Source organism: Veillonella parvula (genome assembly GCF_032550495.1).
GTDB lineage: Bacteria > Bacillota > Negativicutes > Veillonellales > Veillonellaceae > Veillonella > Veillonella parvula_G.
The window spans coordinates 137,968-153,115 of record NZ_JAWFZJ010000001.1; the positions used below are offsets into that span (position 1 = coordinate 137,968).

Consider the following 15,148-nt stretch of genomic DNA (forward strand, 5'->3'; position numbering starts at 1 on the left):
ATAAAATGGTTTATTTTATTTGCATTTTAAGGTATAATAAATAAAAATGATAATGATAATACGTTGAATTCTAGAATAATATTGATTATAAACTACTGAGGGATATGATGATTAAGAAAAAACGTTGGCGCCTTTGTGAAGGTGAGAGGGAGAAAGAGTCTATCTTAATCCGTGAACTTGGTGTGAACCCTATTGTGGCTAAATTAATGGTGAATCGTCATATTGATGTTGACGAAGGTCGTCGATTTTTGCAAGGTACTTTGTCAGATTTGTTAGACCCATTCACTTTGAAAGATATGGACGTGGCTGTTTCGCTAGTTCTGGAGACAATTGAAAGTCACAAACCAATCGTTATTTATGGTGATTATGATGTGGATGGTATTACTGCAACATCTGTACTCTATCGATTTTTAAAGAAATTAGGTGCTGATATTACATATTACATACCAGAACGTCAAAGCGAAGGGTATGGTCTCAATTTAGAGGCTTTAAAGCACCTTATTGAACGGGGAACGGATTTGGTAATTACCGTAGACTGCGGCATTAGCTCTTACGATATTGTAGAGGCTGTACGGGACCGCATCAATATGATTATTACGGATCACCATACGGCTCCAGATATGATTCCACGAGCGAAGGCCGTCATAAATCATAAGCAAAAGGACTGTCCTTATAAGGATAAAAACTTATCTGGCGTAGGCGTTGCTTTCAAATTATGCCAAGCCTTGTGGCTTACAAAGCACGGAGAATGGTACTTAGATGATTTAGATATCGTCGCACTTGGCACGGTAGCTGATGTAGTACCTTTGGTCGGTGAGAACCGCATCATCGTAAAATCGGGCCTTGAGAAGATGAATAGCTATCCTAATTTGGGGATTAATAAGCTAATTGATGTAGCGGGGCTTCATGAACGAACTATCACCTCTGGACATATTGGCTATACTTTAGCACCTCGCCTTAATGCAGCTGGTCGCGTAACGCATGCAACGCGTGCAGTTGAATTACTTGTGACCGATGACGAGGATATAGTAGAGGCAATTGCGGAGGAACTAAATGAAACGAACCGTGAACGACAAGAGTTAGAACGAAATATTCATGAGTTGGCTCGTGTTGATGTAGCTAATCAAGGACATAAAGCTGATTATGTAACTATTGTGGCCGGCGAAGAGTGGCATCCAGGAGTCATTGGTATTGTTGCTTCTCGTCTAGTAGAGGAGTTTTACAAGCCAACCTTAGTCATCAGTATTCATGATGGCGTTGGTAAAGGCTCGTGCCGTAGTATAGATGGCTTTAACATATATGATGCATTAAAATCTTGTGAGGATATCTTGCTACAGTTTGGCGGGCATGCTGCGGCAGCAGGCTTTAGCATCGATGCAAATCGTATTGATGAGTTACGAGAACGGTTAACCAAGTATTGCAAAGCAGTTATTACAGATGAGGAATATATTCCTGTGGTTGCTATTGATGCGGAACTACCTGTTGATGATATCGATGTCGATATCATTGACCGCGTATCAGACCTTGAACCTTATGGAATGGCCAATAGCACGCCAGTCTTTGCTATTATGGAAGCTACCGTGCAAGATATTATGCTCATGGGCCAATTAAAAAATCATTGTAAGATAATATTTGAAACTTCGAATGGTACATTAGATGCTATAGCTTGGAATCGTCCAGACTTATTTAAATTTATCTTTGTGGGAACTGTGGTAAAAGTGGCATTTTCTTTGCAAAAGAATGAATGGCAAGGCATGGTTTCTCCGCAACTCATGATTCAAGCTATTGAACCATTGACTGAAGAGCCGATTAAGCTTTCTACAGAAGGGCTTAGACAAATGTATGTCATAATAAAACAGTCCATGCGAGGTCGTAGTCAATCGGTTTATAATGTAGAACAAGATATATTGCGCCGTAAGCCGGCAGATCAGAATAATCGCAGTGCTCTAACATCTATTGATGTATTTAAAGAATTGGGCATTGTTGAAGAATATACAAGTGATGATGGTCAATTAATGCTTAGATGGAACGCCATTGAAGGAAAATTAGATCTTGTCACATCCGTAACATTCCTTACTTATAGTGTATAGGAGGTGACATCATGACAACTGTAAATGAAGAAGGCAAAGCTTTGGTAGAACAAAGTACATTTGATAAAAGTAAAGCCTTAGCTGAGTTTATGGAGTATATCCATACGTATTTAACAGATGATGAGTGTGACCAAGTATTGAAAGCTTTTGAGCTTGCTGATAAGGCTCATGAAGGTCAGTTTAGAGCTTCCGGTGAACCGTATATCATGCATCCTCTAGCTGTAGCTGATATTTTGGCACATTTACAAATCGACCATATTACACTCATGGCAGCTCTAATGCATGATGTGGTTGAAGATACATCTTACTCGAAGGAAGACCTAGAGGAGATGTTTGGCTCTGAAGTAGCATTCCTCGTTGATGGGGTAACAAAATTAAACCAATTCCAGTATGAAACCAAAGAAGATCGCCAAATGGAAAACTATCGAAAGATGATTTTAGCTATGGCGAAGGACGTACGTGTCGTAGTTATTAAATTGGGTGATCGCTTACATAATATGCGCACCTTAAAGCATATGCGTAGTGACAAACAAAAGCGTATTGCTAAGGAAACCCTAGAAATCTTTGCACCTTTGGCACATCGTCTTGGTATCTTCAATGTGAAATGGGAGTTGGAAGATTTATCCTTCCGTTATTTAGAGCCGGAAAAATACTATGATCTAGTCGATCAAATGAAACAAAAACGCCAAGTCCGGGAAGACATCGTTAATGATACGATGAGGCAACTTACAAAGGCCTTAAGTGAAGCCCATATCAAGGCGGATATCAAAGGTCGTCCAAAACACTTCTACAGTATTTATAAGAAGATGAAAAAGGATAATCGTGATTTATCCCAAATTTATGATTTGCTTGCCGTTCGTGTGATCGTTGATAGCATCCCTGATTGTTATGCAGTACTTGGCATTGCACATAGCTTGTGGAAGCCATTGCCTTATCGCTTCAAAGATTATATTTCCATGCCGAAGTCTAATATGTATCAATCCTTGCATACAACCGTTATCGGCACGATGGGGCAACCGGTAGAGATTCAAATCCGTACTTGGGAAATGCACCGTGTATCTGAATATGGTGTGGCCGCTCACTGGCGATATAAAGAAGGAAATAAAAACGGCGATAAAGAATTTGATCAAAAGGTTGCATGGCTGCGCCAGGTTCTTGAATGGCAAGATACTAGTAATCCAACGGAACTCGTTAATGCTTTGAAATTAGACGTTTTCTCTGGTGAGGTATTTGTATTTACGCCAAAGGGTGACGTTGTTAAGTTGCCAATAGGCTCTGTACCTCTTGATTTTGCCTATCGAGTTCATACCGATGTAGGTCATCATTGTGTAGGTGCTAAGGTAAACGGTAAAATTGTACCGCTGGATTACACCTTGCAAAATGGTGATATTGTTGATATCATCACATCCAAAACAGGTCGTCCTAGCCTTGATTGGTTGAATATCGTAGGTTCTTCTGAAAGTAAGAGCAAAATTCGCAATTGGTTCAAGCGTGAAAATAAAGCTGAAAATATTGAAAAAGGCTTAGAAGCTCTTGAAAAAGAAGCAAAACGATTGAATCATAATTGGAAAGAATTATGTGCAGACAACCGTTTACAACATGTAACGAAACAACTTAAAGCCGGTACAGAAGAGGAAATGTTTGCAGCCTGTGGCTATGGCGGTATTCCTGTAAGCACGGTTCTCTTGCGTTTAATTGAACTTTATAAAAAGTCTAAAGAGGTAGAGGAATCTAAGCGCAGTACAGAGCAAATTATTGAGAAGTTAAAATCTCAAGGACAAAAGAAAACTAAAAATGGCACTGGTGTTCTCGTAAAAGGTGAAGCTGGTGTGATGGTGCGTATGGCAAAATGCTGTAATCCTGTACCTGGTGATGATATTATAGGTTACATAACCCGTGGTCGTGGCGTTTCTATTCACCGTTGTGATTGCCCTAGCATGGGCCATTCACCTGAAGATTTAGAGCGGATGATAGAAGTCTCTTGGGACGGTTCTTCTGGCGAATCTTTCCACGTAGGCATTGATATTCAAGCTTATGATCGAGCTGGCATTCTCATGGAGGTTATGGCGGTGCTTTCAGAATTGAAAATCACCATTACTAACATCAATGCTAAGGTTCAAGAAGATACAAAAAATGTAAGCATCAATTTGGTGGTTGATATTCGGGATATTTCGCAACTAGATTTCGTAATGACTAAATTGCGTCGTATTCGTGAAGTGTATACTGTTCAACGTAGTAAAGGAGGGGCTTAATGAGCGAACAACAATTAGTGCTTATGCGCATGCCTTTAGGTCCACTAGGAACAAATTGCTATGTTATCGGTGATAAAGCGATAGGTGAAGCTTTCATTATCGATCCTGCAACAGCTGAAGTACTAGATGCGCTAAAAAAACATGACTTAAAGCCGAAGGCGATTGTACTGACACATGGTCATGGAGATCATATTGGTGGCATTCAAGAGATTGTAAACATCTATCATGTGCCTGTATATATTCATAAAGGCGATGTACCGTATTTATCTGATCCTGAACTTAATCTTAGTGCTTATAGCAATCCAACGCCAATTAAGGTAAAAGCGGAAATTATCGAGGTTAAACAAGGTGATCACATTACATGTGGTGATATGGATCTTGAGGTGCTTGAAACACCAGGTCATACGCCAGGAGGGGTGTGTTATTATATGGAAGGTCTTGTATTTGTAGGGGATACTCTATTCAGAGATTCCGTAGGCCGTACAGATTTTCCAAATGGTTCTTATGAGACCCTGATATCATCTATTAAGACTCAGCTTTATACATTGCCTGATAATACAATGGTTTATCCTGGTCATGGACCGGAAACAAATATAGGGTATGAAAAACAATACAACCCATTCGTTGGTCAGTAGGTTTAAACGAATTATTTTTTACAGTCGAGGGGAAATTTATTATGAACACAACATTAGAAAAATTAAAAGAACGCATTAAAGACAAAAAGTACAAATTGACAACTCAACGTCAAACAATTTTGCAAGCATTCATCGATGCTGATGAAAATCACTTGAGTGCTGAAGATGTATATGTTCTTGTAAAAGAGGTGGCACCTGATATCGGGTTGGCAACAATTTACAGAACTCTTGATCTCTTCACAGAACTTGATTTGTTAAAACGTCTTGATTTTGGTGATGGCCGTAATCGCTATGAATTAAATGACGAAGAATTCGCTCATTTCCATCATCATTTGATTTGCGTAAAATGTGGTAAAGTATCTGAGTTTGAAGACGACATGCTTGAAACATTGGAGTCTATTATCGCTAAGAAATTAAACTTCCGTACCATTGATCATCAATTGAAAGTATATGGTTACTGTAGCGATTGCCAAAATCATATGACTGAAGCAGAATTAGAAAAGCTTGAGCGTATGTCCCATCATGGTTAATGGTTATCTATATACGGGGCCATTACCACTTGGCTCCGTAGTAGCTCATAACTGTGGCGCGGCAGGACTCTTTTCTGATAAGGTACATCCAGAGGTTATCCTTGAAGCGCATGAAATGGAAGGGATGTACACATTAACTGTTACTATTGGTGATTCGGTTCAGATTTTTGAAGGACCTGTTTCCTCTATGGGGCGTCGTCAAATTGGACAAGCCTTGTTGCGCTATTTGCGTGAATATCAAGGCTTACCTGCTGAGGCTCCGTGGGGAACCATGGTAGGTGTGCGCCCTACAAAGCTACTACATAAATATATAGATACATATGGCTCTGTCCACGCAGCAACTCGTCACATTCGGGACGAGTTTTCTGTGTCTATGGAAAAGCTTGCTACTTTGGGGGCCATTGGCGAGTATCAACGTCCATTTCTATCTGATACAGATGATAAAAAGGTAAGCCTCTATTGTGGTATTCCTTTCTGTGACACGCGTTGCGTATATTGCTCGTTTCCATATGGTCTCTATCAGGATTATGCTGGTAAAAGTCAATTTCTAAGGGCTTTAACCCGTGATATAGAAGATATGAAAGCTATTATCCAATCTTATAATCTAACCGTAGATACCCTCTATATGGGCGGTGGTACTCCGACAGTGCTAAAGGATGAAGACTTTCACCAGGTTCTAAAACAGTTGTCTCTACTCGTACCAGAAGGTCATGAATTTACTGTAGAGGCAGGACGACCTGATTCTGTTAATCCTACAAAGCTACGTTCCATGCTTGCGCTAGGTGTGAATCGTATTAGCATTAACCCGCAAACAATGCAAGATGATATTTTGCGTCGTATTGGACGCGGCCATAGTGTACGGGATATTGATGAACTTTTACAATATGTAAAAAACAATACATCATTAGCCGTAAATATGGATTTTATTGCAGGCTTGCCTAATCAAACGATGTTAAACATGATAGAGAATATGGATTATGTATGTCAAAATCTGCCGGAAAATGTTACAATTCATACGTTAGCATTAAAACGTGGTAGCCCGTTGTACGATTTACATATGGAAGATGATATTCCTGAAGAACATCTTGTGGCGGAAATGGTACAATATGGTAAAGAGCGTCTTGAAGCGGCTGGTTATGTGCCATATTATTTATATCGCCAACAATATATGAGAGGGCAGTTAGAGAATATTGGCTATACCTTGCCTGGCAAAGCGTGTGAATATAATATCCAGATTATGGAAGAACGGCAGAGTATTCTATCTATGGGGCCTGGCAGTTCATCCAAGTGGATGCGCGCCCCTGAATATCGTCAACTTAAACAGCATATGCCAAAAGACGTAGATGTTTATCACGAAACGATAGATGCACTTTTAGAGAAACGACATAGAATTTGTGAAAGATTTTGGGAGGTTGTGTAATGGCTATAAGAAAACCAAGAGGTACACAAGACTTTTTGCCAGAACAGATGATACATTGGCATTATATTGAACAACGTATGCGCGAAATTTGTAAAGTATATGGGTTCAATGAAATTCGCACACCTGCCTTTGAAGAAACTAAATTATTCTTACGCGGTATCGGTGAGACTACAGATGTAGTACAAAAAGAGATGTACACCTTTACCACTGGTGATGACGGTGGTTCTAGCTTTACCTTACGCCCTGAAAATACGGCGTCTGCTGTGCGCGCATACTTAGAAAATAAAGTATATGGTAAAGAAGGTCTCACAAAATGGTATTACATGGGCCCTATGTTCCGTCATGATAAACCGCAAGCGGGTCGTTATCGTCAATTCCACCAGTTTGGTGCAGAGGTACTAGGTTCGCAATCTCCAGTGGTAGATAGTGAAGTTATCTGTATGGTTGTACAGTTATTAAAAGACTTTGGCCTTAAAGACCTCAATGTAGAAGTAAACTCCGTAGGTTGCCCAATATGTCGTCCTGTATACCGAGAAAAATTAATCGCTTTCTTTGAACCTAAAAAGGAACAATTATGTAGCGATTGCCAAGAGCGTTTGTACAAAAATCCTTTGCGTATCTTGGACTGCAAAAATGAAACATGCAAATCCTTGTCCGTAGGTGCTCCTGAAATTCACGAACATTTATGTGAAGAGTGTCATGATCATTTTGAAGAATTGAAAACCTATTTAACTGCAGCTAATGTGCAATATACTTTAAATCCTCGTCTCGTACGTGGCCTTGATTACTATACAAAGACAGCCTTTGAGGTACAATATACTCCTTTAGGTGCTCAAAGTGCCGTAGCCGGTGGTGGTCGTTACGATGGTCTCGTAGAAGAGCTCGATGGACCGCATACCCCAGCTATCGGTTTTGCTATGGGCATGGAGCGCTTATTATTAGCTCTTGAAAAACAAAACCTATTGCCTGAACCAACTGTAGAACCATCTGCATTCGTAGTAGCTCTTGGTGATGCGGCTAAGGTAGAGGCTTTCAAAATTTGCCAAAAACTTCGCAGTCTTGATATTCCTGTTGAAATGGACGGGCAGGGCAAAAGTATGAAGGCACAATTAAAATACGCTAACAAAATTAATGCGAAATATGTTATTATATTGGGTGATGATGAATTGGTTCGTAAAGAAGCCATAATTCGATTCATGGATACTAGTGAACAAGAGACTGTATCTCTTGATACAGTGGCTGAACGTATAACTTCTTTGGTGAAAGGATGACAATTAGAATGGAAACAATGCAAGGCTTACACCGTACGCACGGTTGTGGCACCATCTCTGAACAAGAGGTAGGTAAAGAGGTCGTATTATGTGGTTGGGTTGAACGCCGTCGTGACCATGGTGGTTTGATATTCTTAGATTTACGCGATCGTTCTGGCGTAGTACAAGTAGTGGCATCCCCAGATCACAACGTAGAATCGTTCCACAAAGCAGAGGATGTTCGTAATGAATATGTGCTTTGCGTGCGTGGAACTATTACAAAACGTGATGATTCTGCTATTAATCCTAACCTTCCTACAGGTGCATACGAAATGTTCTGTGAAGAGTTGCGCGTATTGAACTCCGCTAAAACTCCTCCTTTCTATATTCAAGATGATATCGATGTAGATGAAAATATTCGTTTGAAATATCGTTACCTTGACTTGCGTCGTCCTGAAATGCAACGTAACTTGATTTTACGTCACAAGGTAACAAAAGCAATGCGCGACTTTTTTGATAGCCGCGATTTCTTGGAAATTGAAACTCCAATGCTTACTAAATCTACGCCAGAGGGCGCTCGTGACTATCTAGTGCCGTCCCGTGTAAATGCTGGTACATTCTATGCGTTGCCACAATCTCCACAAATTTTCAAACAAATCTTGATGGTTGCTGGTTACGAAAAATATTTCCAAATCGTTCGTTGCTTCCGCGATGAAGATTTGCGTGCAGACCGTCAACCTGAGTTCACTCAGCTTGACTTAGAAATGTCCTTCGTTGATGAAGAAGATATTTATGCATTGCTTGAAGAGATGATTGCTCATGTATTTAAAACTGCATTAGGTAAAGAAATTTCTTTGCCTATGCCTCGTATTACATGGGACGAAGCAATGGATAAATACGGCTCTGATAAGCCGGATCTTCGTTTTGATATGGCGTTTACTGATGTAACTGATCTTGTAAAAGATACAGAATTCAAAGTCTTCCGCTCTGTTATCGACAATGGTGGCGTAGTTAAAGGTATCGTTGTGCCTGGTGACGCTGGCATTCCTCGCCGTGAACTTGATGATCTTGTTGAGTATGTAAACCGTTACGGCGCTAAAGGCCTTGCGTGGGCTTGCTTCAATGAAGATGGTTCTATCAAGTCTCAAATCATGAAGTTCTTAGGTGAAGATACAATCCGCAATATTGGTGAAAAAATGGGCGCTAAAGGTGGCGACCTTGTATTGATGATTGCTGATAAACCTGCAACTGTGGCACGTGCATTAGGCGAGTTACGCCTTGAAATGGCACGCCGTATGAACATGATTGACCAAGATAAATTGGCATTCACATGGGTAACTGATTTCCCTATGTTCGAATATAACGAAGACGAAAAACGTTATGTTGCAATGCATCATCCGTTCACAATGCCACGCCATGCGGATCTTGATAAATTAGAATCCGATCCTGGCAGTGTAAAAGCGATTGCTTACGACATGGTATTGAATGGCGTAGAAATCGGTGGCGGTTCCTTGCGTATCTACCAAGCTGACGTACAAGAAAAAGTATTCAAAGCAATTGGCTTGTCCATTGAAGAAGCAAGATCTAAATTCGGCTTCATGCTTGATGCATTCCAATACGGTGCACCTCCTCATGCAGGCTGTGCATTTGGCCTTGATCGTCTTGTTATGTTGATGGCAAAACGTCAATCTATCCGCGACGTAATCGCATTCCCTAAAACTCAATCTGCTTCTGATATCATGAGCCAAGCTCCATCTGAAGTAGAACCTAAGCAATTAAAAGAGTTGCATATTAAACCAGATGTAGAAGAAGAACAAGAGCAATCTTTAGTGTAAAAACATAGGCAAGAATTGATTAAATTTGAAATGTCAAGACTTGTTAATTGCTAATCTTTCTGATACTATTTATGTATAAGATATCCCTGCCATGTGCGTGTGATATCGCAGTTTTGAGCCAACACATTTACTTTGGGAGTCTGAACTCTCGTCTGAACGTTACGCCCTTACGGGACAACTGCAGGATGAGGAGGACACCCACCTGCCCTTGCAGGATCAAAACGCGGTACATTACGGCATGGTGGGGCTTTTTTGCGTGTAAAAATAGACTGAAATATCATATACTATAAATATATCTTTGGTAAGAATTTAAACTTTTTAAAATCTTAAGAGTCCTAAATGTCATAAACGTCATAAATGTCTTGCCAATATTATCAGTGTTACCGAGTTACTGATGTTATTAGGCTTTTATGACGGGGAAGTAATTGTTTTTTGATTGAATAGTTATAGATATGAAAATACGACAGTTAAACTGAGTGAGAATTGAGGTGATAGAATGGATAGTTTGTTTGATATGACACCTACAAATACATACGAGCCGCTTCCTGTACGAATGCGTCCTACTAAACTAGATCATTTATATGGTCAAGAGAAGGCCGTAGGTAAGGGGACTTTCTTGAGAGCTATGGTAGAGAAGGATACAATACCATCTATGCTTTTTTATGGGCCTTGTGGAACGGGTAAGACTACATTAGCCGGAATCATAGCTAAGGTGAGCAATAGTTATTTTGTAAATCTGAATGCTACTAACGCTGGTATTGGTGAGTTGCGTACTATCATTGAAGACGCGCGAAAACGGGTTCGTTCTTTACAGCAACGAACAATTCTATTCCTCGATGAAATCCATCGCTTTAATAAAAGCCAACAAGATGTGTTGTTACCCTGTGTAGAGGATGGTACTATCATTCTTATTGGCGCTACTACAGAGAATCCGTTCTTTGAAGTTAATAGACCACTTTTATCTCGTTTGCGTCTTATTACATTAGAAGCACTTACACCAAAGGCTATCGGTCAAATTTTACGTCGCGCCATTACCGATGAAGAGGTAGGCCTTGGCAAACGCCATCTACAGGTAACCGATGAAGTTCTGGAGGATGTGGGGATTTTCGTCAATGGCGATGGGCGTATGGCTCTCAATATTCTTGAACAAGCAGCAGCTATGGTTCCTGATGAGGGGATGATTACTATTGAAGTTCTCGAAAAGGTCGTAGGTCGTCGCATATATACATACGATAAAAAAGGTGATAGTCATTACGATACAATTTCAGCTTTTATTAAAAGTATGCGTGGCTCCGATGTGCAGGCAACAGTACATTATTTAGCGCGTATGATTGAAGCCGGAGAGGATCCTAACTTCATTGCTCGTCGTATTGTTATTTGTGCAGCAGAGGATGTAGGTCTTGCGGATCCACAAGCTCTCATACTCGCAAATGCAGCAGCTCAAGCGGCTCATATGGTAGGTTTTCCGGAGGCGCGCATTATATTATCTGAGGCTGCGTGCTATGTTGCTCTCGCACCTAAAAGTAATTCTGCTTATGTAGCTATTGATGCCGCGATATCTGATGTGCGACATAAGGATTGTGGACAAGTACCGGATCATTTGAAAGATAGTCACTATAGCGGGGCTAGTAAATTAGGCCATGGGAAAGCTTATAAGTATGCTCATAATTATCCTAATGGATTTGTAAAACAGCAGTATTTACCAACGCCTCTAGTCGATGCAACCTACTATAAGGGCATAAAGAGAGGGACTGAGGAACAGTTACTTCACGACTGGGAGAAACGTTGTAAAAATTAACTTAATATTACGATATATGCTATAATATAATGATAAGTTAATTTACTGTAATGTTATATAAGTAAGGGGTTTGTATAGATTTATGGCAGAAGAAAATACTTCCACCAAAAGACGCAACACACGCCGTAAGCGAACAAGTACAAAACAGCAATCAAAGTCGCAAAGCTTTTCTTTGCGCAGCGAAGTGAAAGGCCTTATTGTCATTGCCTTTGCTGTGATTTCCTTTCTGGGCTTTTTTGGCTTTGAACTCGGCCTTGTAGGACAGATTTTAACAGGTATATTCCGTTATGGCTTTGGCCTAGGTGGTATTATTCCTTGTTTATGCGTTTTCTGGTTAGGTTGGAGATTATTATATAAGGATACATTTATTTCCATTACAAAACGAGGGGTTGTAATGACCTTGTTTTTCCTATTTTTGTTAGCTCTTGTTCCCTTGTGGCGAGTTCCTGAGGGGCAGGAACTCATAACTACGCAACTAGCTAATCAAGGTGGTTTCGTAGGTGGCGCAATTGCTACATTCCTTCGTACACTATTAGGTAACCTAGGGGCTATTATTCTTGATGTATTCTTACTCATAGCTTTTGGATTACTGGTGACACGTTTGTCTTTGCGTAGTGGATTACAAAAGGCTGCGGACAAAACACAGGTTGGCCTTGATGTTGCAAAAGAGGTAGCTGCTGAGAAGGTTGCTGTTGCAAAAGAAGTGTTTGAAGATTGGAATGAACAACGTAAAGAAGCGGCAGAACAGCGTAAAGCTTATAACAGGGAAAAAGATACACGCTTTGCTGATGCAGCAGATCAAGCATTAGATGCACTAGAAAAACAAGGTATTGCTACTGGTAGAGACCTCTTTGACTCTACCACAGCTATAGATGTTGATCCTATTGAAGATACAGTTACTACTATGGAGTCACAAAAAACTCCTACATCTTGGAAGGAATTGGCTGAGATAGAAGCACGTAATCGTGCGGCTGAGCAATTGGCTAATATATCTGAAGCATCTGGTGATGCGAAGTCTTATGAAGCTGATGATTTTGAACAATTCTCTGATACACATAGAACTACGAGTGATGATTATGTATATGTTCCAGATGAGGACTATGCATATACACCAGATGAAGAGTATTCAGATGAGGTTGGAATTGTAGAAAATTCTGATGATAAAGAACCAGAATTCTCTTATCAAAATACAACAATAGAGCCATTGGAAACGAATCACGGTGCTATTGCCTCCGCTGTGCCAGGAACGGGTGCAGCTGCAAGTTCTGTAAGTGCTGGAGCTGGTATGGCAGGTATGGGGTTACAAGTACCGTCCATTATTAGTACTACAGAAGATACGGCGCAAGTAGCTGTATCTAAAGATGGACAGATTCATCGGTCCTATGATAGACCTTACCATTTCCCAAGCCTAGATATTTTGGCGAAAGGGAAGGGGAGTCAAAATAATGGTGAAGAAGTAGCACAAAATGCGATGATGCTTGAACATGTATTGAGTGACTTTGGTATTACTGCAAAGGTTGTTAATGCTACACAAGGGCCAACTGTTACACGTTATGAAATTGAACCTGCACCAGGCGTGAAAGTGAGTCGTATCGTTAATTTAACAGACGATATTGCCCTCAATTTGGCAGCGCAACATATTCGTATGGAGGCTCCGATTCCAGGGAAATCTGCCATCGGTATTGAGGTCCCTAATAAAACGACAGAAGCCGTTCATTTACGCGATGTACTTGATTGCAGTGACTTTAAAGATGCTCGTGGAGGTATTCCTGTCGGTCTTGGTAAGGATATTGCAGGTAAGCCTGTTATTACGGATCTTGCGAAGATGCCTCACTTGCTCGTAGCTGGTACAACTGGCTCTGGTAAATCCGTATGTGTAAATACATTAATTTCTAGTATTCTCTTTAGCCGCAAACCGGAAGAGGTTAAGTTATTATTAATCGACCCTAAGATGGTTGAATTGTCTATTTACAATGGGATCCCGCACTTGATGGCTCCAGTTGTAACGGATATGAAAAAAGCAGCAGCTGTATTGCGTTGGGCCGTTCGTGAAATGGAGGCTCGTTATAAGGCGTTTGCTGCATCTGGTAAACGTGATATCAAGAGCTACAATGAAGCGCATCCTAAGGCTGCTATGCCGCTAATCGTGTTGATTATCGACGAGTTAGCTGACCTTATGATGACGGCTCCTGATGATATTGAAGAATCTATTAGTCGTTTAGCACAAATGGCTCGTGCCGCAGGTATTCACATGGTTCTTGCGACACAACGGCCATCTGTTAACGTTATTACCGGTTCTATTAAGGCTAATGTACCAAGCCGTATTTCCTTTGCTGTAGGCTCTCAAATTGACTCCCGTACCATTCTTGATATGGCAGGAGCAGAGAAACTATTGGGTAAAGGGGATATGTTATTTGCTCCGATTGGTGCTAATAAACCTATTCGTGTACAAGGGGCCTTCATTTCTGATGATGAGGTAGAAAAACTTGTAGAGTTTGTGAAAGCTCAACGAGAACCAGAATATGATAATACGGTAACTCAAGAAGTGGAAAAGGAAGCTGAAAAAGAATCTTATGATGCTAATGATGTTTACCGCGATGAATTATTAGAGCGAGCTGTCAATCTCGTTATGGAATCTGGTCAAGCTTCCGTATCGATGTTGCAACGTCGTTTCCGTATAGGTTACACCCGTGCGGCACGTCTTGTAGATACAATGGAAGACCTTAAAATCGTTGGCCCTAGCATGGGCAGTAAGGCTCGAGAAATTTTAATGAGCCCTGAACAAGCTAAGGCTAGATATTTCTCCAATTCCAATGATGAGCAATAATTAGCTAATTACTATATGAATATTACGTAGATTTAGAAAGGAACGAAAATGGCTGAATTAGGCGAAGAATTACGACGTGAACGGGTAAGACGTAATCTAACCTTTAAAGATGTGGAGCAAGTGCTGCACATTAAAACAACCTATTTAGAGGCTATCGAAGATGGTAACTATGATATCATTCCTGGTCAAGTCTACGTAAAAGGTTTTATTCGAAATTATGGTAACTACTTAGATCTTGATGGGGATCGCTTGGTGAAAGTATATCAGGGCCAAGTAGGAGACATAGATACCTTTTCTTTACGTTCTGTTACAAGACGGAAGGCTCAAGCAACTCCTAATTTGGTACAAAGTGAGTTTGTTGAATATCAAACATCTAAAAAGCGTATGTCCTTAGAAACGCGTCAACGAAAACGTCAACGCTCTATTGTACAAGAACGCATTATTTTAGGGATTATTTTAGTTTGTATGGCATTATTTTTACTATGGTTATTCCTGTTCTAGTATCTGATTA

The 15,148-nt window shown here is 40.4% G+C and carries 10 protein-coding genes and 1 other RNA gene; all 11 read left to right on the top strand.

All coding sequences use genetic code 11. The features are described 5' to 3' along the window. The first annotated feature begins 107 nt into the window (after nucleotides 1-107). The 11 genes from recJ (at nucleotide 108) to E6X37_RS00750 (ending at nucleotide 15,138) form a co-directional block, all read left to right on the top strand. Entirely contained in the window at nucleotides 108-2,090 is a 1,983-nt protein-coding gene (recJ, locus tag E6X37_RS00700) for a single-stranded-DNA-specific exonuclease RecJ (protein WP_316689364.1), read from the top strand. 11 nt (nucleotides 2,091-2,101) lie between these two features. Then, entirely contained in the window at nucleotides 2,102-4,342 is a 2,241-nt protein-coding gene (locus tag E6X37_RS00705; RefSeq protein WP_004696424.1) for a RelA/SpoT family protein, read from the top strand. Then, nucleotides 4,342-4,977 carry an MBL fold metallo-hydrolase gene (locus tag E6X37_RS00710; protein WP_316689365.1) on the top strand — a complete coding sequence of 212 codons (636 nt, stop codon included), beginning with the start codon at nucleotides 4,342-4,344 and terminating at the stop codon, nucleotides 4,975-4,977. The genes E6X37_RS00705 and E6X37_RS00710 overlap by 1 nt, the downstream gene beginning before the upstream one ends. A 41-nt stretch (nucleotides 4,978-5,018) precedes the next feature. Beyond that, nucleotides 5,019-5,507 carry a Fur family transcriptional regulator gene (locus E6X37_RS00715; protein WP_004696420.1) on the top strand — a complete coding sequence of 163 codons (489 nt, stop codon included), beginning with the start codon at nucleotides 5,019-5,021 and terminating at the stop codon, nucleotides 5,505-5,507. Next, the gene (gene hemZ, locus E6X37_RS00720) at nucleotides 5,500-6,927 is read left to right on the top strand and encodes a coproporphyrinogen dehydrogenase HemZ (RefSeq protein ID WP_316689366.1); all 1,428 of its coding nucleotides are present in this window, start codon (nucleotides 5,500-5,502) and stop codon (nucleotides 6,925-6,927) included. The genes E6X37_RS00715 and hemZ overlap by 8 nt, the downstream gene beginning before the upstream one ends. Then, nucleotides 6,927-8,198: a histidine--tRNA ligase gene (gene hisS / locus E6X37_RS00725; protein ID WP_120055409.1), complete on the top strand. Its 1,272-nt coding sequence runs from the start codon at nucleotides 6,927-6,929 to the stop codon at nucleotides 8,196-8,198. Before hemZ ends, hisS begins: the two co-directional genes overlap by 1 nt. Nucleotides 8,199-8,206: 8 nt before the next feature. After that, nucleotides 8,207-10,012: an aspartate--tRNA ligase gene (aspS, locus tag E6X37_RS00730; RefSeq protein WP_012864577.1), complete on the top strand. Its 1,806-nt coding sequence runs from the start codon at nucleotides 8,207-8,209 to the stop codon at nucleotides 10,010-10,012. Nucleotides 10,013-10,092: 80 nt separating this feature from the next. Continuing rightward, nucleotides 10,093-10,264, top strand: a non-coding RNA gene (ssrS, locus tag E6X37_RS00735) — 6S RNA. A gap of 244 nt (nucleotides 10,265-10,508) precedes the next feature. Next, nucleotides 10,509-11,810, top strand: a complete 1,302-nt coding sequence (locus E6X37_RS00740) for a replication-associated recombination protein A (protein ID WP_004698739.1) — start codon at nucleotides 10,509-10,511, stop codon at nucleotides 11,808-11,810. Between the two features lie 82 nt (nucleotides 11,811-11,892). Next, the gene (locus E6X37_RS00745) at nucleotides 11,893-14,637 is read left to right on the top strand and encodes an FtsK/SpoIIIE family DNA translocase (protein ID WP_120055405.1); all 2,745 of its coding nucleotides are present in this window, start codon (nucleotides 11,893-11,895) and stop codon (nucleotides 14,635-14,637) included. A 48-nt stretch (nucleotides 14,638-14,685) separates the two neighbouring features. Beyond that, nucleotides 14,686-15,138 carry a helix-turn-helix domain-containing protein gene (locus E6X37_RS00750; RefSeq protein ID WP_004698676.1) on the top strand — a complete coding sequence of 151 codons (453 nt, stop codon included), beginning with the start codon at nucleotides 14,686-14,688 and terminating at the stop codon, nucleotides 15,136-15,138. Nucleotides 15,139-15,148 lie beyond the last annotated feature (10 nt).